Origin of the sequence: Stappia sp. (assembly GCF_048268045.1) — a bacterium.
In the GTDB taxonomy this organism is placed as follows: domain Bacteria; phylum Pseudomonadota; class Alphaproteobacteria; order Rhizobiales; family Stappiaceae; genus Stappia.
The window spans coordinates 1-26,076 of the sequence record NZ_JBLWWG010000005.1 but is presented as its reverse complement, the minus strand read 5'-3'; the positions used below and the strand labels follow the sequence as shown (position 1 = coordinate 26,076).

Below are 26,076 nucleotides of genomic sequence, written 5' to 3'. Positions count from 1 at the left end.
AAGGTCTGTGGAAACGCTCGAATCTTCCGCGACGGCGATGTGGCGCAGGTCACGCAACGAGTTGCATTATGGGCGGGGCCTCTCTGTGAAGCCGTATCCTCCCATGCCCGGAACCAACATCTGAAAAAGCCGCGTCCTACCGGGCGGCGCAAAAGAAGATCGACTGAATGCCACTACGCGCGCATAGCACCATCATTTCCGGATACGCCGCCCGCCTGCCTGGCGCCAGCACGGCAGATGCCTTCTGGTCTCTGCTCGACGAAGGCCGGTGCAGCGTCACCCGGGTCGGTGCCGACAGGTTCGATACGGCAGCCTTCCACCACCCTCGTCCGGGCACGCCCGGCCGCAGCTTCACGTTCGCTGCCGGACAGGTGGAGGACGTCTACGGATTCGATGCCGCGTTCTTCGGGATCTCGCCACGCGAAGCGGCTCAGATCGATCCGCAGCAGCGGCTCCTCCTTCAGGTGGTTTGGGAAGCAATCGAGACCTCGGGCCTGCGCGCTTCCGACCTCGCCGGCACAAAGACCGGCGTCTATGTGGGCGCGTCCGCGCTCGACTATCACCAGCGGCTGCTGTTCGACCTGCCGGCCATCGACATGCAGACGATGACGGGCAACACCCTCTCCATCGTCTCGAATCGCATTTCCTATTTCTTCGACCTGAGCGGACCGAGCTTTACCGTCGACACCGCCTGCTCGTCCTCGATGGTGGCGCTGCATCAGGCCGTCAGCGCCATCGAAACAGGGCAGATCGATACCGCCATCGTCGCCGGCGTCAACCTGCTGCTGAGCCCCTTCTCATTCATTGGCTTTGCGCGCGCCTCCATGCTGTCTCCGCAGGGCCTGTGCCGCGCGTTCGACGCCTCCGGAGACGGATATGTCCGCTCGGAAGGTGCTGTCGCGCTGGTTCTCCAGCGCGAGGGAACCCTGTCGCCGGACCGGGCGCGGGCGCGCATCGTCGCCACCGGCACGAATTCGGACGGGCGCACGACCGGCCTGTCGCTTCCTTCTTCGCAGGCCCAGGCAGATCTTCTGTCCTCGATCTACCATGACCTGGATCTTTCGCCCGACGACCTGGCCTTCATCGAGGCGCATGGCACGGGCACGCAGGTCGGCGACCCCGCCGAGGCGAATGCCCTTGGCTCCGTAATCGGCCAGCGCCGCCGCACGGCCCTTCCCATCGGCTCGGTGAAGACGAACGTCGGCCACCTTGAGCCGGTGTCCGGGCTCGTCGGCGTGCTGAAGTCGATCCTGGCGCTGAAGCACGACCGGCTGCCGCGCTCGCTGCATTTCGACACGCCCAATCCGCACATCGATTTCGACGGGCTCAACCTGCAGGTCGCCGCCAATGCACTTGCACTCCCTCCCCGGGGCGAGCGGCCAAGGCTTGCGGGCATCAACTCCTTCGGCTTCGGCGGCACGAACGCCCATGCGGTGATCGCGGATATGGATGGTGCGCCGGAAGCGCCGGCCTCGGGTGTTCGCGACAACGCTCCTCTCGTCATTTCGGCACGCTCTGAGGCCGCCCTGAAGGCGCTTGCCGGTCGTTTCGCCGAGCGTCTGGAGCAGGATCTTTCGGCAAGCGGAACACTCATCGACGCCTCCGCGCGGCTGCGTGACATCCATGAGCACCGGCTGGTTGTTCTTGGTGCGAGCGCTGAAAAGATCGACGCGCTACAGGCCTTCGCGCGCGACGAGAGCCATGCGCTGGCCGTGTCCGGACGCGCCGGCACGCGGATGCATGGCGTCGCCTTCGCGTTTTCCGGCAATGGCGCGCAGTGGGTCGGAATGGGCCGGAGCGCCTTCAACGACGATGCGCCGTTCGCCACCGCCTTGAAGGAAGTCGACGGCCACTTCACGCCCCTTTCGGGCTGGTCGCTCGCAACCATGCTGTTCTCTCCCACGCTCGACACGGAAATCGAGCGCACGGAAGTGGCGCAGCCGCTTCTCTTCGCCATCCAGGTCGCTCTCGTCGCCGCCCTGTCGCATCGCGGCATAGAGCCAGACGCGGTGCTCGGCCACAGTGTCGGCGAGGTGGCGGCCGCCTGGTGTTCGGGTATGCTCGACCTGGAAACGGCGACGCGCGTCATCCACGCCCGTTCGACGCAGCAGGAAATGGTGCGCGACCTCGGCGGCATGGCGGCATTGCTGTTGGCGGAAGACGAGGCGCGCGCGGCACTTGCCGGGTCGTCGCTGCCGGGGCTGGAGATCTCCGCGATCAATTCGCCTCGCAGCGTCACGATCTCGGGTCCAACGGACAGCATCGATGCCTTCGCCCGCATCGCCCGCAAGAACCGATGGGCGGTGCGCAAGCTCAACATCGCCTATCCGTTCCACAGCGCGCTGGTCGACCCCATCGAGGCACCCCTGCGCGCCGCCCTCGCACAGGTGCAGTTGCACGACGCGCGCATCCCCTTCTTCTCCTCGGTCGACGCTGACAGCGGGACCGTCGCGCCTGACGCGGTCTATTGGTGGAGGAACGTGCGCCAGCCCGTCCGCTTCGCCGATGCAACGCGCCGGCTTGGCGAGGCAGGAATCGACCTGGTTGTCGAAATCGGCCCGAAGCCGATCCTCTCTACCTATCTTCGCGACACGCTGCGCACCGAGGGGCATTCCGCCATCGTGGTCGGAACACTCGACCAGCCGCGCACGGCCGAAGGCCCTTGCGAGACGATCGACGCCATAGCCGCCCGCATTGTCGCCCATGGCGCACCGGCCGACCTCGACCGCTTCGTCGGCCCGACCGGGTCCCATCTGCCGGACCTGCCCTCCTATCCCTGGCAACCGGTGACATGCCGGGTCGAACCGACAGACGAGCGCATCGCCGGGCGCCCTCGCGTCTCGCCGCTTCTTGGAAAGCGCCTGCGTCCAGAGAGCGCCGAATGGTTCAACGTCATCGATGCGGAGCTGTTTCCTTTCCTGGCCGATCACAAGGTCGAGGATACGGTGGTGTTCCCGGCGGCGGGCTATCTGGAGATGGCACTCTCTGCCGCGCTCGACTGGAGCAACAGCACGCGCGTCGAGCTGTGCAATGTCGAGATCCTGCGCCCGCTGGTGCTCGATGCAGGCAAGAGCCAGGAAACGCTGGTGCGGCTTTCGCCCGATGACCGGGTGATCGAGATCCTGGCGCGCCCGCGTTTGTCGGGCGGTGATTGGTCGCTCTTCGTGAAATGCGACTACCGCACGCTTGCTGATGAGGGCAACGCCCCCGTGCCGCCGCAGGAGATAACCGAAGACGACACCATCGACCACGCCCGCCTCTACGAGCTGACGCAAGCCCATGGCCTCGGCTATGGCCCGGCGTTTCGCCGTGCAACGGGCGTGCGGTTGCTCGGGCCCGGCAGGGCGCGCATCGACCTCGAGCCGCTGCTGGACCGGCCGGAAGGCGAGCCGCCCTTCTCGCTCGACCCCATGCTTGCGGATGCCGGCTTCCACGGGCTCTTCGCGCTGCTCGCGGCCGAGTCCGGAGCCGCCCCCGAACAGGGTTTTCTGCCCGTCCGCATCGGACGCCTGGAGCTGATGCGCACCGACGCGGCGCCCGTGCGGGCGGAGATCGCCATAGAACGGGCAAGCGCGCGCTCGATCCTTGCCAGTTTCGATTATTTCGATGCCGACGACCGACGGGTTGCAAGGATCCGCTCGGCGCGCTTCAAGGCCGTGCGGTTTCATCTCTCGGACGAGGAAACGGATGCCCTCGTCTATCGGCTGGAAGCAAAGCTTCTCGCGCCGTTGTCGGGCTTGCGCCTGTCGCCCGACGCGCCGTCGCCAATGCCCGATATTGCCGCGCTGGCCGCATCTCTCGATCTCCTTGCCACCGATGACGCGGCAGAAGAGCCTTCCGACGAGGCGCTCCTTCTCGACGCCCTCGCCCGCGCCGTCGCGCACCATGCGCTTTTCACGGTCCTCGGGGCCGGACCGGTGTCGACGGAGCAAGCCGTAGCCGAGGGAACGCTCGCGGCGAGCGCCCGTCCGCTCGCGGAGCGCCTGCTTCAGGAGCTTGCACAGCACGACCTTGCCCGAGCCGGAGAAGGCGACAGCACCGACTGGCGGCTGAGCGATCCGGCCGACGGCCTTGCCCCCATGGCGCTCGTCGAGACGCTCGTTGCCGAAGCGGGCCGCCAGGTGGCCGAGACGACGCTCCTTGCCCGCCTCCTCACGCTTCTGCCGCGCCTGCTGCGGGAAGGGTTGCCGGAAAGCGCGGATGCAGCGCTCTCGCCCGCCCTGCTCGAGGCCGTGCGCCGCGACGGATTGCGGGCGCGCGCGCTTGCCCGTGCCGCTCGTCGCCTGATGCTCGAACTGGTCGAAGCCTGGCCGAAAGATCGTCCGTTGCGGATACTCCTTGCCGGGGGGCATCATCCGCATGAGGCGGAGGCGTTGAGCCTCGCCCTTGATCCTGGCCGGAGCCGGCTTGTGGTGGCGGATGCAAGCGAGGCTGCACTTGCGCGCCTCAAGCGCAATTGGCGCGGCCGGCCCGATACGGAATTTGCCGAGTTTGGCGACGCCCGCCTCGAGCGCGCCGGCCCCTTCGATGTTGCAATCGTGCTCGATGCGCTGTCCGCGCTGACGCGGGAGACCCTGGCAGGCCTAGGCCACTTGCTGACCCATGACGGCCTTGTCGCGGCTTTCGAGCCGGTCGAAAGCCTGCGCGAAACGCTCCTGGCAGGCATAGGCTGCGACTGGTGGCAAGGTCCCACGGGACGCCGTGCAAGGTCCCTTGCATCCCTGCTCGCCTCCGCGGGACTGCGCGAGGTCAGCGAAACCATCCTGTCCGGTACCGAGGAAAGCGCGGTCTTCGTGACCGCGAAAGCACCGCCGCACTCAAATGCAGGCCAGACGGCAAACGGCGGCGCCAGCAGCACGACGGGCGCGCTGGAACCGGACGCGGAGCTGTCCCGCCATCTCGTCCTTTTTTGCTCCCAAGGTGATCCTTCGCAGGCGGAACCGCTGCGTCTGGCGCTGGCCGCACGCGGCATCGCCGGCCACATCGCCATTCCAGGCACCTCGACCCGGCTCGTTGCCGGCGTCTGGCACATCGACGGCGACGACGCCTCCGCCTGGTCGCAGAATGCCGGGCTTGCCTCGGCTTCGGCCGACGGCGTCGTGCATCTGCCGGATACGCGGGCGTTTGACGACGCGTCGCTGCAGGTATCGCATCAGCTCTGGTCGATCATGCAGATATTGAAAGGCCGTGGCGGCAATGCCGGCCTGCATATGATCGTCGCGCCGGGCGGAGCCGCGGCGGAGCGCTCGACCGGTGGCACGGACCCTGTCGCCGCCGGCATGTGGGCGTTCGGCCGGGTGGTCATGAACGAGTACCCGGAGACGAACACGCGCCTTGTCGATCCGCAGCCGGATGATGCCACCGCCGTCGGCGCCGCGCGCCTTGCAGACGAGATCGCCGAAGCGCTCGAGCATCCCGGCGGAGAGCGCGAGATCGTGCTGCGGATGGGGCAAAGGTTCGGCCTGCGCGCGCAGCGCGCGCCTGCTCTTCCTGACATCGAGGACGAAACCCGCTCCCGGCCGCGCAAGGCTCGCCGCCTCGACATCACCCGCCAGGGCGCGCTTGATCGACTTGCATGGCAGACTGTCGACCTGCCGCCGCTTGCCGGCGACGAGGTCGAGATCGAGGTGGAGGCAAGCGGCCTCAATTTCCGTGACGTGATGTGGGCGCTCGGCCTGCTTCCCGAGGAAGCGCTGGAAGATGGCTTCGCCGGTCCGACGCTGGGAATGGAATGCTGCGGACGGATCATCGCGACAGGACCCAAGGCCACGCGTTTCAAGCCCGGAGAGCGGGTCATCGCCTTCGCCCCGGCCTGCTTCTCGAGCCATGTCACAGTCTCCGAGCGCGGCTGTGCGCCGGCTCCAGAGGGCACGCCGGCGGATGCGGCCGCGACCATCCCGGTGACCTTCCTGACAAGCTGGTACGCACTGGTAGAGTTGGCGCGCCTGCGCGCCGGCGAACGCGTGCTCATCCACGGCGGTGCAGGCGGCGTCGGCCTCGCGGCTATCCAGATCGCCCGCCACCTCGGCGCGACGGTGATCGCCACTGCCGGGTCTGCGGAAAAGCGGGCGCTTCTCGAGATGCTCGGCGCGGATCACGTTCTCGACAGCCGCTCGCTCGCGTTCTCCGACGAGGTCCTGCGTCTGACAGGTGGCGAGGGCATCGAGGTCGTGCTGAACTCGCTTTCGGGCGAGGCGATGGAACGCAGCCTCGAGGTACTGAAGCCCTTCGGCCGGTTCCTCGAACTCGGCAAGCGTGACTACTACGAGAACAGCCGGCTGGGTCTGCGACCGTTCCGGCGCAACCTCAGCTACTTCGGCATCGATGCCGACCAGTTGCTGATCCATCAGCCAGAGCTTGCAGGACGCTTGCTCGATACACTCATGCAGCTCTTCGCCAACGGCACGCTGACGCCCCTTCCCTACCGTGTGTTCGAGGCGGATGCAGCCGTCGACGCCTTCCGGCTGATGCAGCAGGCAGGCCACATCGGCAAGATCGTCATCCGCCCTCCCCGGATAGCAAAGGCCGGTGCGCGCGCGCAGGAACATATCGCTCCGACCCGGCTTTCAGGCCTTCAGGTGGTTGCCGGCGGCTTCGGTGGCTTCGGCGCGGCGCTGGTGCGCCGGCTCGCGGACATGGGCGCGCAGCGGATCGCCGTGCTGTCGCGGCGCGGCAAGCCGGACGCGGAGACGGCCGGACTGTTCGCCGAGCTGGAAGAGCGGGGCGTGCGCGTCATAGCGTGCGCCTGCGACATCACCGACGAGACCGCCCTTGCCGCGACGCTTGAGACCCTGCGTGCCGAGGAAGGCCCGGTCAACGGCGTTTTTCATACGGCGATGGTGATCAATGACGCTCTGATCGCCAACATGCAGCGCCACGAACTCGAGGCAACGCTGGCCCCGAAGATTCGCGGCGCGCAGCTGCTCGACAAGCTGACGCGAGGCGATCCCTTGCGTCATTTCGTGCTCTATTCGTCCGCTACGACCTTCATCGGAAATCCGGGCCAGGCGAACTACGTCGCCGCCAACGGCTATCTCGAGGGACTGGCGGCGTGTCGCCGGGCGGAAGGCCTGCCAGGGCTGGCGGTTGCCTGGGGCGCGATCTCGGATGCCGGTTATCTCACGCGCAACACCGACGTCGGCGACCTCCTGGCCCGCAAGCTCGGCCGTCACGCACTTTCAGCCGATGAGGCCCTCGACGGACTGGCGCGGCTGATGGCGCTTTGCGAGGCGGAGATGGGCGATCCTGTCACCGCCTATGCGCGTATTGACTGGAAGGGCGCGCGTCGCGATCTCGCGCTTCTTTCGATGCCCTACGCGGAACGCCTCGGCATCGGAGCGGGTGATGAAGACGGTCCGGGCGGTGGCGGCGCGGTCGATCTCGCAGCCCTCGTTTCCGGGCTCGACCGGGCCGGTGCGGTGGAAAAGATCGCAGCGCTTCTTGCCGTCGAGATCGGCCGCATTCTCAGGATCGCGGAAAACGAGATCGATGCGGCGCGCCCGCTTGCCGACATCGGCATGGATTCGCTGATGGCGCTCGAGCTGCGCATGGCGGCGGAGCGCCAGTTCGGCATCGACATTCCGCTGATGTCGCTTGCCAATGGCGCCACCCTTGCCGACATGGCCGGCCGCATCGCCGATCAGGCTATATCGGGCGAGACCAGTCCGGCGCTATCGGCAGAGGTGCGGGCCTCTGCGAGCCAGCACCTGGACGAGGCCTCGTTGACCGACCGCGCGGCGTTCGAGGACGTCGCGGCCCGCGTCGAGGAACGCAGCAGCGGCGTCAAGTCGCTGCTATGATCCGCTCCGGCGAGCTGGCGACAACGCGGCCCGCAGTCCGGCCCAAGGAGACACCGTGAGCGATGACCTTCCAGCCGGCGCGAAGCCGGACCAGAGCAACCGCAAGGCGCTCGTAAAATCGCTTCGCGCCGGGCACAAGGCGGCACGCGAGCGTCGCCCCGAAGCCGGCGCACCCGCCGACGCCCCGTCGTTTGCCTCCGCGCCCGTACGCGCCTTCGACTTTTCCCAGTTGCCGCAGCTGCGCCAATTGCGCATGCACCGGGCGGCGGCCGACATGATCGGCCTGGAGAACCCGTTCTTCCGCTCTCACGACGGCATCGCCGGGCCAACGACGATGATCGACGGCGCGGTGCACGACAATTTCTCCTCCTACAACTATCTTGGGCTCAACGGGCACCCGGAAGTGCGCGCGGCCGCCGAAAAAGCGCTCACCGACTATGGCACCAGCGCCTCCGCGAGCCGTGTCGTCGCGGGCGAACGTCCGGTACACCGCGAACTCGAGGACGCGCTCGCCGAGCTTTATGGCACCGAGGATGCGGTCGTCATGGTGAGCGGGCACGCCACGAACGTGACCACCATCGGCCATCTGATGGGCAGCAACGACCTGATCATTGTCGACGCGCTGATCCACAATTCGGTCAGCGAGGGCGCGCGCCTGTCCCATGCCACGCGCCTGACGTTCCCCCATGGCGACCTCGATGCCCTGGAAGCCATGCTCGTGCGTCACAGACACAATTACGAGCATGTCCTGATCGTGGTCGAGGGCATCTACAGCATGGACGGAGATTTCCCGGACCTGCCGCGCCTGCTCTCTCTCAAGAGCAATTTCGACTGCTGGCTGATGGTCGACGAAGCCCATGCACTTGGGGTTCTCGGCAAGTCCGGGCGCGGACTGGCAGAGCATTTCGGCGTTGATCCGAATTCCGTCGAGATGTGGATGGGCACGCTGTCGAAGACGCTTGCCTCCTGCGGCGGCTATATCGCAGGCTCCAAGGCGCTTTGCGACTACCTGCGGGCGAGCGCGCCCGGGTTCGTGTTTTCCGTCGGCCTGTCGCCGGTGCTGGCGGCGGCGGCCACCGCTTGTTGCCGCATCATGATCCGCGAGCCGGAGCGCGTGGCGCGGCTTGCGGACAATGGCCGGCTCTTCCTGGAAAAGGCGCGTGCCGCCGGGCTCGATACCGGCCCCAGCGCCGGGCTCAGCGTCGTGCCGGTCATCGTCGGAGATTCCATCGGCGCCGCCTCGCTCTCGAACCGCCTTCTCAAGCGGGGGGTAAACGCGCTGCCGATCATCTTCCCCGCCGTTGCGGAGAAATCGGCGCGAATCCGCTTCTTCATCACCAGTGAACACACGCCTGAGCAGATTGAGCGCGCGGTTGCCGTCACGGCCGAAGAGCTCGCCGCGATCCGAGCCGACAACGTCGGCTTCGGCTCCCTCGTGGAGAGCGCCCGGCGCAAGGATTGACGCGTACCCCGGATCGGTCGGCGGATCAAAGCCCGAGCCTGCGCCCAAGCCAGGAGATCTTCTGCCTCAGCTCCTGAACGAGCCTGTGCCTCCGGCTTGCCCGAAGATGCACCAGCCGTTCGGCCAGAAACTCGGGCGGACAAGGCAGCAGGGTCAGTGGGTCGACGCAGAACGGATAGGCGACATAGGCGGCGTGAACGAGCGCCTCGAGCTCTATGCCCTTTCTCCGCCTGGGGGCTTCTGTAAGATCCTGCGTCAACCCCCAGCCGGCATAGAAGGGCATCCCGTAAACGCTCACCGGCACGCCACGCAGCAACGCCTCGAACCCCGCAAGCGACGAGAATGTTTCCACCCGGTCGACGGCGGGCAGAAGGGATGGCAGGGAAACGCCCGTCACCACAGCATCCGCCAGTCCGGCCAGAGCCTCCGGCGCGATCCGCCCGGCCCTCAATCCCGCCTCCACGTCCGGATGCGGCTTGTAGAGGATATGCGCGCGCGGATTGCGTGCCCGGACCTGGCGCAAGAGTTCCAGATTGATGTTGGCGCAGTTTGCGCAATCGATGACATCGGAGCGCGACAGGCGCACGCCGGCATCATCCGCCACCTGACCGGGCACCAGGAGGACCGGCCGGTCCACCGGACGGGCCGGTGTGTGGGTACGATCCGCGGCGGTGTTGTATTTGGTCAGGCCGGAGAGGCAGAGCATTTCGCGCAGCCGGCGGGCGCGGCATCTCTCCGCCTCCGTCAGCCGCGTTCCCGCGATCAGGCGTTCCAGCCGGCTTTCGCGCGTGGCATCGAAGTAGATCCCCTCCGGGTCGAACGCGTAGGACGCGCCGCGCGCAAGCCCCGCCCCGAGACCGACCGACCGCAGGAAACCGTCCTCTATCCGCCAAAGCGAAACGCCGGCGGCATCCGCGAGGGCCTCATCTTGCAGCGCAACCCGCCCGGCCCAGCCAAGCACGCGGCCGTTCACGGCCCGCGCCTGTCCGATGGCGCTGCGCGCGTCCTGACAGAACGTGACCGCCCCACCGGACCGGCGGAAGGCGGCCGCAACCGCCTCCCTGTTCCAACGGCGCACGCCGAAGGCAAAGAAGGGGCCGCCGTCCAGCGCCGCATCGCGCCTTGCAAGCGTATCGAGAAGGCCGGTCGCCATCGCTCCGGCAAGCCCCTCGCCCCGGCCATAGGGGCACGGCCAGAGAACCGCCCCGGCAACGGCCGCGGCCACATCCAGTTCGCCGGCAGGAACGCCAAGCGCGGAGAGCCGTTCCGCCACCGCTTGCCCAAGCGGGCACTCGGGCGGAACCGCGCAGGCCTCGCGCTCCTGCCGGTCATCGCCACGATCGCCAGCAGCAAACAGGCTGGCGACATCGCCGGATGGCGTCTGTTCCAGAACGTCCGGCAAGACGGGCTGCAGAAGCAACAGGACCGTTTGCGGGTCGAACGGCGCGGGAAGGGCTGGAACCGGCACCACATCGGCGAGAAACAAACCGTAGCCGGTCGCACGCGCGACCCCGACGGCCCGGGCATGTGTCGCGCTGTCGATCCCCACGACAACCGACGCAGCGGTGTTTTTCTCGAGGCCCGAAAAGGCGGCCGCGATCAGCCGGCGATGGGGGTGAAGCTTCGGCTCGAGGATCCTCGTCCCGCTCTTTTGGAAGAAGGCGACCCGGCTCACAGCCGCACACCGAGTATGCGCGCGGCGGCAAGCCGTGGCGGCGGCGCCTCGCTCATCCAGGCAGGCTCTGGAAACGCAGGCTCGAGAAGCCGTGACGTGATTTCGCGAACCGCGACGCCAAGGCCCTCCCGGTTGTGAATGGACCCGCGCACCTGCGTGGTTGCTGCAAGGGCTGTCACGAAGTCGACGACCAGTTCCGGCTCCGCCGGCTTCGGTGCCTGCCAGAAGCCGTCGAGCCCACCCTGATGGGTCAGGCCGGGCATGTCGTAGAGCGCCGGTGCCAATGCCTTGACCGGCACACCGGCGCGCAGCGCCTCGAGGCCCGCCGTCGAATTGACGGTTACAACGCCCTGTGCCCTTGCAAGCAGCGTATCGAGCCTTCCGCCATCCAACAGGACGACCCGTTCGCCGAGCGCGCGCCCCGCACTGGAACTGGCGATCACGGCTCGCCAGTCGCTTGCACCATTGTCGAGCGGGTGTGTCTTCACGAGAAGGTCGACATGAGCAGGCGCATGCGTGGCGAAGGATGCGAGGATGTGCTCCAGCGCCTGCCGCATGGTCCCGAATGGCGAATGGACGCGGACCTGATAGTCGCCCTCGACCTGAAGCGGCAACAGGAAAAACGGCCGCGCCCTGCGGAGATGCGCCCGCTCCGCCCTTTCGGCTGCCGCCTTGCGCGCGGAAGACCCTAGCAACCGTCGAGCCCAGCAGGCGTAGTCGGCAAGCGGGGCCTGCGGCGTGTGGCGGCGGTGGTGGGGATAGCGAAAGGACAGCAGGACATTGGCGAGGTGGTAGGTGACGTCCTGCCAGGCTTCCAGAGTGAAGGACCCGGGAAAGCGTGGCGACAGATCAACCGGTTCAGCCTGGTTCGCAATGGCCCGCACGCTCTGCGGATTGGCGGGAAAGCGGCTCAGCGTCACAAGCCCGCCGCGCTCCAGCGTCATGAAGCCCGGGCGCAACAGGCCAAGTTCGCTGACATGCACGGCAAGGCCACGCGCCTGTGCCGCCAGCGCCGCCTCGCGATGGTAGGGGCGCGTATCGCCGTGCAGCACGAGATCGGTCACCACCTCGCGGTCAAGAAAATCGGCGATGTGATCCGGCCAGGCGGAATAGGGGCCGCGATAGGAGCGCGCCGTGGCGCCGGGCCAGTCGAGCCAGTCACCCGCGCAGAAGTTGATCCGCGAGACGCGGTGTCCGGCTCGGGCAAGCTCGGCGCCGATTCGCCGGTAAAGCGCGGACAAAGGCCCCTGAAGGAAGAGGTAGTGCCTTTGCCGGTCGCCGCTGCGCAAGGCGCTGCTTCGCATATCGCTGCCGTCGACTAGGCCGGCGGGTTCGGGCGCCCTGCTCATCCGCGCCACGCCCGGCGCCACAGGCCGGTGCGACCACGCGCCGCCATCTCGCCCTCGAAATCGACGGGAATGCCCAGGCTTCGCGCCCGCTCAATACGGGGTGCGGGCACTTCGTTGGCGCCGGGAAGATTGATGGTCCCTTCCTCGATCCGGCGTGCAAGTTCCACAGCGGCGGCGGTCTTGCCCTCGCGCGTATAAAAGTTGCCCTGCACCTGGATGGAATGCGCCATCAGCCGCTGAACCGCGTCACAGGTCTCGACCTCAGGGACCTGAGGGGTTCGCCAGAACCGGTCCAGCGACAGTTGGCAGGTCAGCCCGGGCATATCGTAGACGGCAATGCCGAGCACCTTGACCGGGCATCTCAGGCGGACTGCGTGCAGACCGGTGGTGCTGTTGACCATCAGCGCGCCGGCGGTGTGCTGGAGCAGCGTTACAAGGTGGCCGCCGTCGACCACATGCACCCGTCGCTTCACCCCGTGCCGGCGGGCGAGATTGCGCACGATCCGACGCCATGGCTCGATGCCCTGATCCATCGGATGGATCTTGACGACAAGCCGCGCGGCCTCATGCGCATGCGCGGCAAAGGAGGCAATCACCTTGTCCAGCGCTTCAGAGAGATGCCCGAACGGCGCATTGTAGCGCAACTGGTAGTCGCTCTGGAGCTGCAACGGAAAGACGAAATAAGGAGCACCCGATTCGATCAGGTCCTCGATCAGGACGTTGGCGAGCCGGTCGCGCCTCTTGCCCAGCACCAGACGGGGGATCATCGAGAGGTACTCGAAGATCGGGTGATAGAACTTGTCCTGATCGAAGTTCCGGAAGACAAGGAAATCCAAGGCGTTGACGACGTGAAACACCACTTCGTGGACAGCTTCCAGCCAGAACGGATGCGGATAGCGCAGCTTTATGTCGACCGGAGCCAGCGAGGCCGCCGCCGCGTGTATCTGGGCGGGATCGGACGGAAAGCGCGAACGCACCGACATGCCGTCGAGCTCGGCGGTGATCCAGTCCGGGCGCAGATAGCCATTCTCATAGGCTATCACCGCCACCCCCAGCCGGCGCGCCACCTCCAGCGCTGCCGAATGATAGGGGAACCTGTCCTGATAGCAGACGATGTGGGTGACGCCGTGCTCCCTCAGGAACGTCTCCAGGAACTCCGGCCAATCGGCCAGACGCCCGCGAAAGCTACTGCAGCGCGTGTCGTGCCAGAGAACCCAGTCGGAGAGGCTGAAGTTGATCCGCAGCGTCCGGTGACCGCGCGCGGCGAGCGCGTCGGCGACAACGCGCGGAAAGTCCGACGGAGGCCCTTGCAGAAACAGGACAGTGCGAACTTCGATCTGGGGTTGCATGTGTCGTCAGGATCCCTTCCCGCTCGCCCTTGAATCCGGGCCGAGGCCGGCCCGGACGGTCAGTCGGCGGTGGTCAGGGCATTCACGGTGGACACATTCGACAGGAGCGGCCCGATGATCTGCAGGAACTTGCCGAACTCTGCCGTCGGATGGTTCGCAACGTAGATGATATCCTTGTCGCGCATCTCGAACGAGCGGGCAAGGAAGAACGCGCCCGCCTCACGCAAGTTCAACTTGTAGACAACCGGGATGCGCGCCTGCGGCAACTTGTTGACGACATCGCCCCTGAGCTTGCGAACGAGGTTACGATCCTCGAAGCGGAACAGGAAAATACCACTCGCGTCGGCGAAGAAGTCCTTGAGGCCACCGACCTGGGCAAGCCCTTCGGCCAGGGTCACCGACTCCGTCTTGAACGGAACCAGCTGCGTCGTCTGCACCGCACCGAAGGCGGAGAATGTACGCGGCTTGTGGGTGACCAGGATGTTGTCGCCGGGCGACAGCCAGATGTTGTTTTCCGGATATTCGATAAGGTCGACCATCCGCGCCTCGCCCGAGGCACGGCCGCGCTTGACGGTTACCACCGTCTCATAAGTCGCCTCGCGTGAACCGCCTGCCTTGGCGACCGCCTCAAGCAGGCGCATGCCACGCACCGACATGGTGTACTGACCCGGCTTCATGACGTCGCCGACCACGACCACGCCACTGCTCTCATTGCCTTCGACGGAGACAAGAACCTGCGGCTCGATCGCCTTGCCCTTGAGACGCTCCTGGATGGCAACACGCAAACCCTCGACGCTTTGGTCGGCGGCATGAATGCGCCCAGCGTAGGGCATGAAGATATAGCCGCTCTCGTCGACGACGGCGGGCACGGAAACCTGCTTGCCCTCGGACGTCGAGAACAGTCCGTCCGCGGCTGCTTCCCAGATGGAGACGACCAATCGGTCGCCGATGCCGATGCGGGTCGAATGCCCACGGCCCGGAACCTTGGAGAACTGCTTGGAGAAAAGAGCCGGACGGTGGTTCGAAACGGTTTCGACGGCCTGACGATCAAGAGACAGCAGGACGTAATCCGAACGGACCGCGTCGCCCTCGATGTCTTCCGACGAAATGGTGATCGCCGAAGGCCCCTGACCCGGAAGACCGCCGCAGGCAGCAAGAACTGAGGACAGGAGAACTGGAATCAAAAAGCGCATTCAAGTTCCTACCAAGCAGATCAGCGTGCCGACCCCATGCCATCCACCCAAACCGCCATGTCCTGTTAGCACTTGCAGAATGGCCTGTCCAAGCACGAAGCGACACGGCGAGAGCGACTCAAACGCATGTTGTCTTTCGGCAACATCCTTGGACAGAAGGGTAAATCAAATAGAAAGGTTTTGAGAAAAATCGGTCAGGCTTCCCCGGCATCTCCCGATTACGCCGATGCTGTGGCGCAGGCGTCACGCAAATGCACAGAGAAACTGGATATCCATCGATTGCACCCAGCCAGAATGCGCAATCTCAACCGGATATCTTCGCCGGGCAACTGCGGCGAGGACACCGGGATTCGTCATTCTCCGCGTTTCGTGGCATACCGCTTCAGGTGATTGCGTGCAGGTTCACAACCGGTCAACCAATCGCGGCTAACATGATGACGGGGCCTCCTTTTTTCTGAGAGGCCCGCGTAGAGGACATTCGGCAGATCTCGTGCGTATTTGCGAGGACATCGGGCCGACCGGCTTGAACGGTCGTGCAGGCAGGACCGCCGGCAGCAGGGGCGACACGCGTCTCGTGCTGGCGGGTGCGGCGGCGGTGATGCTGTGCCTTGCGCCGCTTCCGGCAAATGCGCTCGACCTGTTCGGCTGGCTTCCTTTCGGCAAGTCCGACGAGCAGCAGGGCCTCGCGGTCTCCGATCCCTTTCCTTATACGGTCACCCTCGACGTCAAGGGCGACGACGATCTCAACACCGCGCTGGCCGAAGCATCCGAGCTGGTCTCCAAGGCCGAGGAACCGCCCTCGGGCGAGGCAGGGCTGATCGCACGCGCGAACTCGGATCTGGAGCGCCTGGTCGGCCGGCTCTACATGGCCGGCTACTACGGCGGAACCGTCGACATCAGACTTGCCGGACTGACGCTCGAGGCGGCCCTTAGAATGCCCTCCCTGCCCGGCCCCCGGCCGGTGCCGGTGCACATCACCGTCGATCCGGGACCGCTCTTCACGTTCGGCGACGTTTCGGTGGACGCGCTCGGCAACCAGGCCCCGGCTCTCGACGCCCCGTCCTCTTACGATCTCGTCCAGGGAGAGACGGCGAGATCCGAGCGGGTGTTGCGCGCCGAAGCGCGGATCCTGCGCGACCTCCAGAATTCGGGCTATGCCTTTGCCCGCATCGAGCGCCGCAAGATCGTCGCCGATCACAAGACCAGTCGTCTCGACGTGGAGCTGACCGCAAGCACCGGACCGAAGGCGCGATTCGGCACGGTCACGGTCACCGGTGCGCAGGTTACGGATCCGGACTTCATCATCTCCCAGGCGATGCTGCCTGAGGGCGCGCAATACGATCCGGCCGAGATAGAGCGCGCGCGCAAGCGGCTCACCGAACTCGGCATCTTCTCGTCGGTGCTTATCGTCGCCGGCGACGAAGTCGGCCCCGATGGATCGCTGCCGATGACCATCGAGGTCTCAGAGCGCAAGCGCAACGTCATCGGCGCCGGTGCCAACTGGTCGAGTTCTGAGGGCTTCGGTGTCGAATCCTACTGGCGCCGACGGAACCTCTTTGGCCGCGGAGAGCTGCTTTCGATCGAGGGGGCGGTCGGGCGGCTTGGCGACAACGCCCTCGACGATCTCGAGTATTCAGCGCGCATCGCCTTCGAGAAGCCAGGGGCCTTCGGCCCGTTGACGACCTTCACGACAAGCCTCGGCGCGCGCCAGGAAATTCCCGACGCCTATCGCAGCCGCAACATCACCGCGGATGCCTTCGTGACGCGCGAACTCAGCGATGCCCTTTCGGTGCGCATCGGCGGAGAGATCCAGTATGCCAACGAGCAGGACGTCTTCGGCGACAACGAATATCTGCTGGGCGGCGTTATCGGGCAGATCACCTATGACACCCGCGACGACCTGCTCAATCCGACGAAGGGCATCAACGCCCTGATCTTCGCCGAGCCTGCCTATGATGCGCTGAACAAGCACTTCATGCTGTTCACCAAGGCACAGGTCTCGACCTATCAGGCCATCGACGACGCCGGTCGGTTCGTGCTCGCCGGGCGGCTTGGCGTGGGCAGCATCATCGCCCCCTCGGTCCGGGACGTGCCGGCGGCAAGACGCTACTTCTCCGGTGGCGGCGGCTCGATCCGAGGCTACGCCTACCGGAACGTCGGCCCGCGCCTCAACGGCGAGGTCACGGGCGGACGCAGCTTCGTCGAGGCCTCGGCGGAACTGCGCACCAAGATCACCGAAACCATCGGCCTCGTCGGCTTCGTGGACGCGGGCAACAGCTACGACGCCATGTACCCCGATTTCACCGACGGCCTGAAGGTCGGCGTCGGCGCGGGCATCCGCTACTTCACACCCGTCGGTCCGCTCCGCTTCGATGTTGCCGTGCCGCTCCAGCCGGAAAAGGACGACCCGAAGTTCGCGATCTACGTCGGCCTGAGCCAGGCTTTCTGAGGGCCGGCAACCCGGCCATTTCCCTCCGTCGAGCAGCAGGCAAGGATCCGATTCCGAACCTTTTCTCAAACACCTGATGCAAAACGCTTTTTCCGCCAACCTGGGGCAAAGGTGGAACGCAGGCGACAACATGCCCTCCCAGACCCTCGACCACTGCATGCGCCCTGGTCGGCGACAGCGAAAGTTCGAGTCCGGCCAGGGGTTTCACTGGAGTTCTTGAAATTCCGATTCAGAATCAAGAACTTCACACATCGATTCAGTCCGGCGGCTGCGCATGCCATGATTTGGCTTCAACGATCGCCGACAAGTGACTGAAACAGGATTCAATTCGCTGCATCGGGCAGCGACCAGAGGACGACCGTGACGGTGAACCGCCCCTTCCGCCTCCTGCTAGCCACGACGGGCGTGCTGCTGCGTGTCGCCGTCGGCGTCATACTCGTCGTTGCGCTGGTGGCGCTCGGAGCGCTCGCCGCTCTCCAGACATCGGTGGGTCGGGTTGGAGCCGAGCGCCTCATCACCTATTTCGCTTCCGGCCCGGACCTGCAGTTGAAGGTCTCCGGCCTGGCCGTCAGCTGGGGCCTTGATACGCGCATCGCGCATGTGGAGGTCGGCGATGCAGCCGGCGTCTATCTGACGCTCGACGGCCTCGCGCTCGACTGGCAACCCTCGGCACTGCTCAGCCGACGGATCGTCGTCGACCGTGCCCGCATCGAGAGGCTCTATCTCGCCCGACTGCCGGAAGCATCGACAGAGCCCGCCGACGCCTCGGCCAAAAGTGGCGGAGGCGGATTGCCCGGCTTGCCAGCGATGAGGCTCGCCCAGGCCGAGATCCCGGAGATCATCCTCGGCGAGGCCGTCGCCGGACTGGCCGTCAAGCTCGCCGCCCAGGCAAACGCACGCATCACCGCCGATCCGCAGTCTGCTGAACTCAACGCGATGATCGCCCGCCGCGATGGCACCGAAGGCGAGATCAACGCGCGGCTGCGCTTCGCTCCGCAGGCCGACACGCTCACCTTCGAGATCACCGCCAGGGAGCCGCGCGGTGGACTGACTGCAAGGCTGCTCGACATCGAAGGCCTGCCGGCGGTCGACTTCACCCTCAAGGGCGACGGACCGCTCGACGACTGGAAGTCAGAGCTTGCCCTGGCCCTGGATGGCAAGACGGAGATCGCCGGCACCGCCGCGATGGCGGCGACGTCGACAGGGCGCCGGCTCGTCGCGCAGCTTTCCGGTGAGGTGGCACCGCTCGCTCCGCCCATCGCCGAAGCGTTGCTGATGGGCAGGACGCAGCTCGACGTTACCGCGGAGATCGCGGACGACTTCACCCCGCGCTCGGTGAACGGAGAGATCACGACCGACACGCTCTCCGCCCACTTTGGAGGCACGCTCACCGGCAGTGGCGAGGACACCGTCGCCGACCTGACCGCCGACGCCACCGTCTCCGCCGGCGAGGGCGCGATGATTGCGCTGGAACTGCCGGACCGGCGCGTCACGCTCGGCAAGACCCGCTTGGACCTCGCCGCGAAGGGACGGCTCACAGCGCTCGACTGGTCCGTGAAACTTGATGCCATCTCTCTCGAAACCACCGAGGCGCGCATCTCGGATCTCACGGCCACCGTTTCGGGCCAGGCACTCGACACAACCGACCTTGCCGAGCCGCTACCACTGGCTCTCGAAGCCCGGATCGGCCGATTGGATCCCCGTATGGAGGGCGCGGATCCCTTCGCCGGCCCCGTGACGGTCTCAGCCCGGGCGTCTGTGGATCTTGCCGCAAGCAGCGCCGACATCGAGAACTTCAAGGTGACGACACGCCCGGTCACCGTCGAGGCCAGGGGCACCGTGTCGCCGGACGATCTCGACACGTCCTTCACCCTGTCCGCCAGCGACCTCGCCATGCTTGATCCGCGTGTCGGCGGAGGTCTCGTCATCTCCGGAACCGCAAAGGGCGCGACCGCCGGACCCGACGTTTCCGCCACCGCGAAGGCCGACGCGCTGACCCTGAGCGGCAAGCCGGTGCAGAACCTCACGCTCGCCGCGGACGTCTCGACCAGCCCCGGCGCCCTGTCCGCCGACCTCGACCTGTCGGCGACCGTCGACGGCTACCCGGTCGAGGGCACGGTCTCCATCGTTCCAGATGGCGACGGCATCGCTGCCCGCACTCTCCGGCTCGCGTCGGGCGACAGTAACGTCACGGGCAACTTCAAGCTTGCCGACCTTTCCGATCCGACCGGCACCCTGTCCGGCGAGATCGACATCGACGCCCCGGACCTTTCAGCCTTTTCCGCCCTGGCTCTGACGGAACTCGCCGGCGCGCTCGAAGGCAAGGCCACCCTCTCGCTGGACGATGGCTCCCCCGTTGCGCGGCTGACCCTGTCGGGACACGACATCGCAGCGGCCGGCGCGACGATCGGAACGCTCTCGGCCGAGGCCACCGCCACAACCCCCTTCACCACGCCCACCCTGCGCGGCAAGGCCCGCGCCGGAAAGATAACGGCCGGCGGGCAGGACATCGCAACACTTGACCTGACTGCGAGCACGCAAGGCGCAACGACCGACGTTACGCTGGACGCGCGCCTCGCCAGCGGCGAGAGGGCCGACGGCGTCGCCCTGGCTGCCCGCATCACTCCCACCGACGATGGTTTCACCGTCGCGCTCGACAGCCTCGACGGACGTTACCTCGGCCTGGCGACCCGCCTTGCTGAGCCTGCCCGCATCGTGTCGGCGGGTAAGGAAACCCGCATCGAAACACTTGGCCTGCGCCTTGGCGATGGCCGGCTGACGATTTCCGGCACCGCCGCCGACCGACTGGACATCAAGGCTGATATCGCCTCGGTGCCGCTCGCCCTGGCCAATGCCTTCGCCCCCGGCTTCGGCATCGCGGGCACGGCCTCCGGCGTCGTCACCGTCGGCGGGGCCACCTCGGACCCGGCCGTTGACTGGCGGATTGCCCTTTCCGGGCTTTCGGCCGCACAGCTTCGCGCCAACGGCATTGATCCGCTCGCCGTTTCCTCGACCGGCCAGATGCGCGGCAACCGCATCACCCAGACAACACAGGTTTCAGGCTCGGAAGGGCTCAGCCTCGTCGCCACCGGCCCCGTCACACTTGGAACGCCCGGCAGCCTGTCGATCAACCTATCGGGAACAGTCCCGCTTGCGACCGCACGCCAGAAACTCATCCTTTCCGGCTTTTCCGGAGAAGGCGCGCTCGCCTTGTCCGGCACGGTTTCAGGCGCACTGACCGCACCGCGCTACGCCATATCGCTGACACCACGCGACGCGCGGCTGACCCAGCTTTCGTCCGGGCTGACGCTGCAGAACTTCTCCGGCAACGTGGCCATCGACAATGCAGGCGTGGCGATCAACGCCCTGAAGGCCGGGGTTGCGGCCGGAGGGTCCCTTTCGGTCAACGGCCGGATCGGGCTGGATGGTGCCATGCCGGCAGACCTGTCGGTGACGCTCGCCAGCGCCTCCTACACCGACGGACGGATCGTACAGGCCACGGTCGACGCGGATCTGAAACTCTCCGGCCCGCTGGCTGATGCCGGACGCTCTGCGCTGCTTTCGGGAACCGTCAAACTGGCGCGAGCGGATATCTCGATCCCCAGCAGCCTACCGGGCGCCATCGACCCGCTCACCGTGACGCACATCAACGCACCGGCATCGGTGCGCGCTCAGGACCTCGCCCTTCAGGGAGAAGGCGGGGGCGATTCCGGCGGAGGCGGCAAGCCGATCTCACTCGACGTCACCGTCACGGCCCCAGGCCGGATCTTCGTGCGCGGACGCGGCCTCGATGCGGAAATGGGTGGAACCCTGCGCATCGTCGGCACCACCGCGAACCCCCAGGCGGTCGGCTCCTTCGACATGCGGCGTGGTATCCTCAACGTCCTGACGCGCCGGGTGGTATTCGACCGCGGCATCGTGACCTTCTCGGGCTCGCTGGATCCGCGGCTCGATTTCCTCGCCACCTCGCAGACTTCAGCCGGAACCGTGACGATCACCGTCAGTGGTCCCGCGCAGAGGCCGAATGTCGCCTTCACCTCGTCACCGCAACTGCCGCAGGACGAAGTGCTTGCCCAGTTCCTTTTCGGCCGCTCCATGAGCCAGCTCTCGCCGGTACAGATCGCCCAGCTCGGCGCGTCGGTTCTGGCGCTGACCGGCGGAAGCTCTGACGGGCCTCTCGGCTCGCTGCGCAAGTCCCTCGGCGTCGACATGATCGACATCGACACCAGCGGCGACGGCTCGCCCTCGCTCGCGGTCGGCAAATACCTCAGCGACAACATCTACCTTGGCGTAAAGCAGGGCACATCCGGTGAATCGAGCCGGGTCACCGTCGACATCGACGTGACCAAGTCGCTCAAGCTGCGCGGAGAGGTCGGTGCCGATGGGGAATCGAAGGCCGGCATCTTCTTCGAGCGTGAATTCGGCAAGTAGGCGAGGGGCGCCTCAGACGCGCCCGGCTACGATGTCCATGATTTCGGCATGAACCGAGACAGGGATGGAGAGCCCCACCCTCTTTGCCTGCTCGCGGGCGGCAAGGCGACGCGCACCGGGGATACGAGCCCCCTCCTCCGCCTCGACAGCGTCCAGAAGCGTCGTCATACGCTCGGCGAACGCGCCGCTCGAGACGGGATCCGGATCGATGGCCAGCACCGTCTGCCCCAGGTCGGGCGCGGGCCCCTCGCCCGAAAACAGGCTCGACGCCTCAAAGGCGAGACTTGCGCCGACGAGTGCCGCCGACATGACCTCAACCATCATCGCCAGCGCCGCTCCCTTCGCCTCACCGATGGGAATCATCGTTCCGACCATTCCCTCGTTGGCGTCGGTCGTCGGCTGGCCGTTGCGGTCGAGCACCCAGCCTTCAGGGATCGGCTGCCCCCGCTTCTGCGCGGTCATGATCTTGCCGCGCGACACCCGCGACACGGCAAGATCGATGACGAGAGCCGGTCGGCCGTGCCCGCCCGGAGCGGCAAAGGCAATCGGATTGGTACCAAACAGCGGCCGCTTGCCACCCCAGGGGGCGATGGCCTTGGGGGCGTTGCCGAAGACGAAGGCGACCAGCCCTTTTTCAGCCAGCCGCTCGCAATGGGCCCCCGCCTGGCCGAAATGATGCGAACGGGCGATGGCGGCAATGCCAAGCCCGGTCTGCGCGACAATCTCCGGCAGCCGGTTGCAGACGAGCTCGAACGAGGGGTAGGCAAAGCCGAAACCGGCATCGACACGCAGGACACCCGGCGCCACCCGCTCGGCGACCGGCAGGGCAAAGCCGTCGACCTTCCCCGAACGCGACTGCACCGCATAAGAGGGAATGCGCGACAGGCCATGACCGGTCTGGCCATCGGCCTCCGAGGCAACGAGCGCGCGCGCGACGCATGCCGCGACCTCCGGTGAGGTCCTGCTCGCCACAAGCGCCTCGACGGCAAGCGTATGGGCTTCGTCGAGAGACAGCGAAACGGATTGCGACATGAGAAGATCCATTCAAGATGGCGGGAGGGCATCGCGGCAAGAAAGCCGTCTTGCCGCGATATCCGCGCCGCCGGGTCGGATCAAGCCCAATTGCGAGGCAACACGCCTCATAGTAAGGCGCGGCCGGACAGCGGCTGGCCTTTTGCCCCCAGGTCGCCATTGCTGTCGCATCGATCAGGCCGCGCGCCTGAAGCAGACTATTGTCCGGGGGCACGCGACTGCTCTGCCTCCTCCAACCGCAGAAGGTCAAGGGCTGCGCGGATGCGCGGACGGATGTCCCAGTTCGGCTGAGGCGGAGCGATGCCGATGGCGATACGACGCAGAGGCTCGGCAACGACCATCGAGAGGATGAGGTCCGCGGCCATTGCCGGGTCGACCAGGTCGATGACGCCGCCCGTCCTCTGGCGCGACAGCCAGTCGGCCAACAGGTTGCGAGATCGCTCTATGCCGTTGCGATCATAAATCGCGAGAAATTCCTCACGCGCCGGCACATCCTCGACAAGAAGGCGGAACAGGCCAACGGCTTCCGCTGTCAGCACGCGTTCGCCGATGGTCACGAGGATGTCTTCGAGAATAAGCCTTGCACCTTCGAGATCGGAGGCATCGACACGAAATGCCGGAACGACGGTGTCAGTCCAGTTGGAGACAATAAGGCCCATCAACTGCTGTCGGTTAGCGGCAACGCGATAGACCGTCTTCTTGGCGACGCCAGCGTGCTGAGCCACCGCCTCCATCGTCATCGACGAATAGCCGTTGGCCAGCGCCAGCTGCGAGGCCGCTTCGAGAACCTTCTCGCGCAAGACCTCTTCCGGCACCCGGGGGCGACCCCGTGCTCTTGGCTGCTTGGATGCGGACGTCGGCAAGGAAAGCTCCGTTTGACAAACCCTGATGCCGGGCATAAGCCCTAATAAGGAAACGTTCAACGTTTCCTTATTAGGGCCATGACAAAGGAATGGACATGACTGTCGCTACAGATTTCTCCCGGGCGGGCATCGCCTATATCGATGAGCTTTTGGACCCCGCACCCATGCGTCTCGAGACGGGCATCAGCCGGCTCGAAAGCGGCGCGCTGGCCGTTGCTGTTCGCACGGACCTGCATGGCTGCAAGGGACGCATGCTTGACTGGTGGTTTTCCGAATTCGATACCACCAGGCATCTGAACTGGTGGCATCCTCTTGACCACGTAGAGCATCGCGGTTGGGATCGGCACTGGCAGAAGGGCAAGAGCTATGTCGGCGCGACGATCCGCGCGGTTGAATCGCTGGGTGACATTCCGCCCGTCGCCGCCGTCATCAAGTTTCACAAGCCCGACGAGGTTTTCTCTCCATCGGCCTACCGAAAGGCACTCGAGGCCGGCCATGTTTCGGCAGCGGTCTACGGTCGCATCGGCTTTGGCGACGATGTGGCCCTAGATGGAAATGGTGACCCGAAAGACGGTCAGATGGTGCATGTCGTGCGCGACACCAGCTACGGAGCGGTGCTCCGGAGCCGCTTCATCCTCGGCCAGGATGCAGCCGATACCGGGCACGAAGTGCCCGACGCGATCGGTCTCGGCCTGCTTGAACACTGCTACACGGAGTTCACCTATCTCTCCAAGGTGCTTCCCTCGCTCTACTGGGGAGACGCTGCGAACCGAGACGATGTTCCCCGCTATTGGTAACCTGCGCGCGAAATCGGCGTCGGCGACCTGACGCGTGATTGGGCCGGCGAAGTCGGGTTCGCACAAACCGCAGGTCGCCAATACCCGTTCAGGTCGGCCGACTGAGTGAGCGGCCTGAACGGGCATGACCTGACGGCGCGGGCCATGCTGACGCGCCTGGCACTGCTTCTCGTCCTTCTGGCCACGCAGGCGTTCGCCGAAACCCGCGAAGTGAGATTTCTGAACCGCAACCGGACAGGCGCCATGCCGCTCGGGCCGAACCGCTCTGGTCGTCCGGCCCGGCGAAGCCGTCTTGCTCTCTCTCAAGGGCCGCTGATCCGCTCCATGGCCATCTGACAAAAAGCCCCCGGCGCCGTGGCGCCAGAGGCTTCGTTTTCGGAGCGCCGCCTGCCGGCTGGCCGGGACGGCGCGGAGGCTTGCAGGACTTTCCGTGTCCTCAGAACCGGAGGCTGAAGCGCGCGGATCCGGTGTGCTCGGCAGCCCTGTCCCCGAACTGTCCGGAATAGTCGATGCCGAGCCTGGCGTTGTCGGTGATGTCGAGCGACAGGCCGGCGCCGAGCACGGCGACATCCTCAGCGATCGGCGCGCCCTCAGCGGTGAAGGCCGCGCCGCCAGCGATCCGGTTGGTGGTGGTCGGCGTCAGGTCGCCAAAGCCGTGCCGCCAGCCGGCCATGGCCGAGACCCGGGCCATGCGGCCCTCGCCGGGCAGGGCGAACTCCGACGAGGTCCTGACACCCAGCGTGGTGAAGGTCACGTCATTGGTCGAGCTGCTGACCGTCAGCGCCGAGGCGCCGCCGCTTTCGCCGTAGCCGTCAAGGGTCGTGGAGACGTAGTTCAGCCCGGCGAAGGGCTCGAGCTGCAGCCAGTTGGCCTGCCCCTCGAGACGGAAGACATAGCCGATCTCGCCGAAGACCTGGGCCGTTCCAGCGTTTGTCTTGCCCGTGAGCCGCTCGCTCAGCGCGCCGATCGTCACGTTGCGGGTCGTGTCGATGTCGTGCCAGGTATAGCCGGCGCCGCCCGACAGGCGAACCGCTCCAAGCTGCGTGCCCGCATAGGCGCCGATCTGGTAGCTGTTGGCCTGGCTGGAGGACCTCAGCGCGTCAACCTCGTATTCCGACGACTGGTAGCCGATGAAGGCGCCGACGCGGGCCATGCCCAGCTGTGTGTCGGCGCCGAACATGGCGCCAGCGGCCGAACGGTCGACGCTTGCGGTTGCCGCCGTGGCATCCGTCGACCCGAGCAGGCCGTAGGCGCGCATCCACAGCGTGTAGGCGTCGCCGCCGAGCCCGTCGGGTGCGCCATGGGTGGCGATCTGGACCCCGGGAGGGGGCGCCGAGCTGCCTTCGTCTAAGGCCTGGCTGATGCGGGTGGCAATCGTCATGCCGACCAGGTTGGCGTCCTGTGTCATGCCGCCCTGCATGGTGGCGATCCCCTCGCCCGAAAGCCCGCCAAAGGCATCACGGGCGCCGTCGTCCGACAGGCCCATGATCTGCTGGACCAGCGGATTGGTGTTGGGCGTGCCTTCGAGCGACTTGGCCACCGCCATCTGGTTCGGGGTCCTTGCAACGTCGGACATGATGACGTCGTTGCGCGTCAGCGTCAGGTCGACCGTGGTCGCCGTGTAGCTCAGCGCGGCATCGAGGAAGGCGTAATTGTCGGTGACGCTGTCGAACTCGC

At 66.2% G+C, this 26,076-nt stretch carries 13 protein-coding genes; 6 read left to right on the top strand and 7 right to left on the bottom strand.

Translation table 11 applies throughout. The features are described from left to right. Positions 1-167 precede the first annotated feature (167 nt). Complete coding sequence (locus ACN0WF_RS09490) at positions 168-7,799, top strand: SDR family NAD(P)-dependent oxidoreductase (RefSeq protein WP_417772580.1); 7,632 nt, start codon at positions 168-170, stop codon at positions 7,797-7,799. Positions 7,800-7,854: 55 nt separating this feature from the next. Beyond that, the gene (locus tag ACN0WF_RS09485; RefSeq protein WP_417772579.1) at positions 7,855-9,261 is read left to right on the top strand and encodes an aminotransferase class I/II-fold pyridoxal phosphate-dependent enzyme; all 1,407 of its coding nucleotides are present in this window, start codon (positions 7,855-7,857) and stop codon (positions 9,259-9,261) included. 25 nt (positions 9,262-9,286) lie between these two features. Here the strand turns inward: ACN0WF_RS09485 and ACN0WF_RS09480 are convergent, their stop codons facing one another. Genes ACN0WF_RS09480 through ACN0WF_RS09465 form a run of 4 tightly spaced genes read right to left on the bottom strand, consistent with a single transcriptional unit; the run spans position 9,287 to position 14,827 of the window. Further along, a complete protein-coding gene (locus ACN0WF_RS09480) occupies positions 9,287-10,936 on the bottom strand; it encodes a beta-3-deoxy-D-manno-oct-2-ulosonic acid transferase (protein ID WP_417772578.1) in 1,650 nt (549 codons plus the stop codon). After that, positions 10,933-12,240 carry a capsule biosynthesis protein gene (locus ACN0WF_RS09475; protein WP_417772577.1) on the bottom strand — a complete coding sequence of 436 codons (1,308 nt, stop codon included), beginning with the start codon at positions 12,238-12,240 and terminating at the stop codon, positions 10,933-10,935. Before ACN0WF_RS09475 ends, ACN0WF_RS09480 begins: the two co-directional genes overlap by 4 nt. A 41-nt stretch (positions 12,241-12,281) precedes the next feature. Beyond that, the gene (locus ACN0WF_RS09470; protein ID WP_417772576.1) at positions 12,282-13,634 is read right to left on the bottom strand and encodes a capsule biosynthesis protein; all 1,353 of its coding nucleotides are present in this window, start codon (positions 13,632-13,634) and stop codon (positions 12,282-12,284) included. Between the two features lie 59 nt (positions 13,635-13,693). Continuing rightward, positions 13,694-14,827, bottom strand: a complete 1,134-nt coding sequence (locus ACN0WF_RS09465; protein ID WP_417772575.1) for a polysaccharide biosynthesis/export family protein — start codon at positions 14,825-14,827, stop codon at positions 13,694-13,696. Between the two features lie 523 nt (positions 14,828-15,350). Between ACN0WF_RS09465 and ACN0WF_RS09460 the strand changes: the two genes are divergently transcribed. Together ACN0WF_RS09460 and ACN0WF_RS09455 are read left to right on the top strand one after the other, a co-directional pair. Continuing rightward, the gene (locus ACN0WF_RS09460) at positions 15,351-17,276 is read left to right on the top strand and encodes an autotransporter assembly complex protein TamA (protein WP_417772574.1); all 1,926 of its coding nucleotides are present in this window, start codon (positions 15,351-15,353) and stop codon (positions 17,274-17,276) included. A gap of 360 nt (positions 17,277-17,636) precedes the next feature. Beyond that, the gene (locus ACN0WF_RS09455; protein ID WP_417772573.1) at positions 17,637-21,707 is read left to right on the top strand and encodes a translocation/assembly module TamB domain-containing protein; all 4,071 of its coding nucleotides are present in this window, start codon (positions 17,637-17,639) and stop codon (positions 21,705-21,707) included. Positions 21,708-21,719: 12 nt separating this feature from the next. On the opposite strand, the gene ACN0WF_RS09450 is transcribed toward ACN0WF_RS09455, so the two are convergent. Next, positions 21,720-22,739: an Ldh family oxidoreductase gene (locus ACN0WF_RS09450; protein ID WP_417772572.1), complete on the bottom strand. Its 1,020-nt coding sequence runs from the start codon at positions 22,737-22,739 to the stop codon at positions 21,720-21,722. 197 nt (positions 22,740-22,936) lie between these two features. Continuing rightward, on the bottom strand, positions 22,937-23,539 hold the full coding sequence (locus tag ACN0WF_RS09445) for a TetR/AcrR family transcriptional regulator (protein WP_417772571.1): 603 nt from the start codon (positions 23,537-23,539) through the stop codon (positions 22,937-22,939). A 158-nt stretch (positions 23,540-23,697) separates the two neighbouring features. On the opposite strand from ACN0WF_RS09445, the gene ACN0WF_RS09440 reads away from it, so the two are divergent. Both ACN0WF_RS09440 and ACN0WF_RS09435 read left to right on the top strand, forming a co-directional pair. After that, on the top strand, positions 23,698-24,399 hold the full coding sequence (locus ACN0WF_RS09440) for a DAPG hydrolase family protein (RefSeq protein ID WP_417772570.1): 702 nt from the start codon (positions 23,698-23,700) through the stop codon (positions 24,397-24,399). Positions 24,400-24,504: 105 nt separating this feature from the next. Then, complete coding sequence (locus tag ACN0WF_RS09435; RefSeq protein ID WP_417772569.1) at positions 24,505-24,735, top strand: hypothetical protein; 231 nt, start codon at positions 24,505-24,507, stop codon at positions 24,733-24,735. 100 nt (positions 24,736-24,835) lie between these two features. Here ACN0WF_RS09435 and ACN0WF_RS09430 read toward each other — a convergent pair. Continuing rightward, positions 24,836-26,076 (bottom strand): autotransporter outer membrane beta-barrel domain-containing protein (locus ACN0WF_RS09430; protein WP_417772568.1); only part of this gene is annotated, 1,241 nt, incomplete at its 5' end.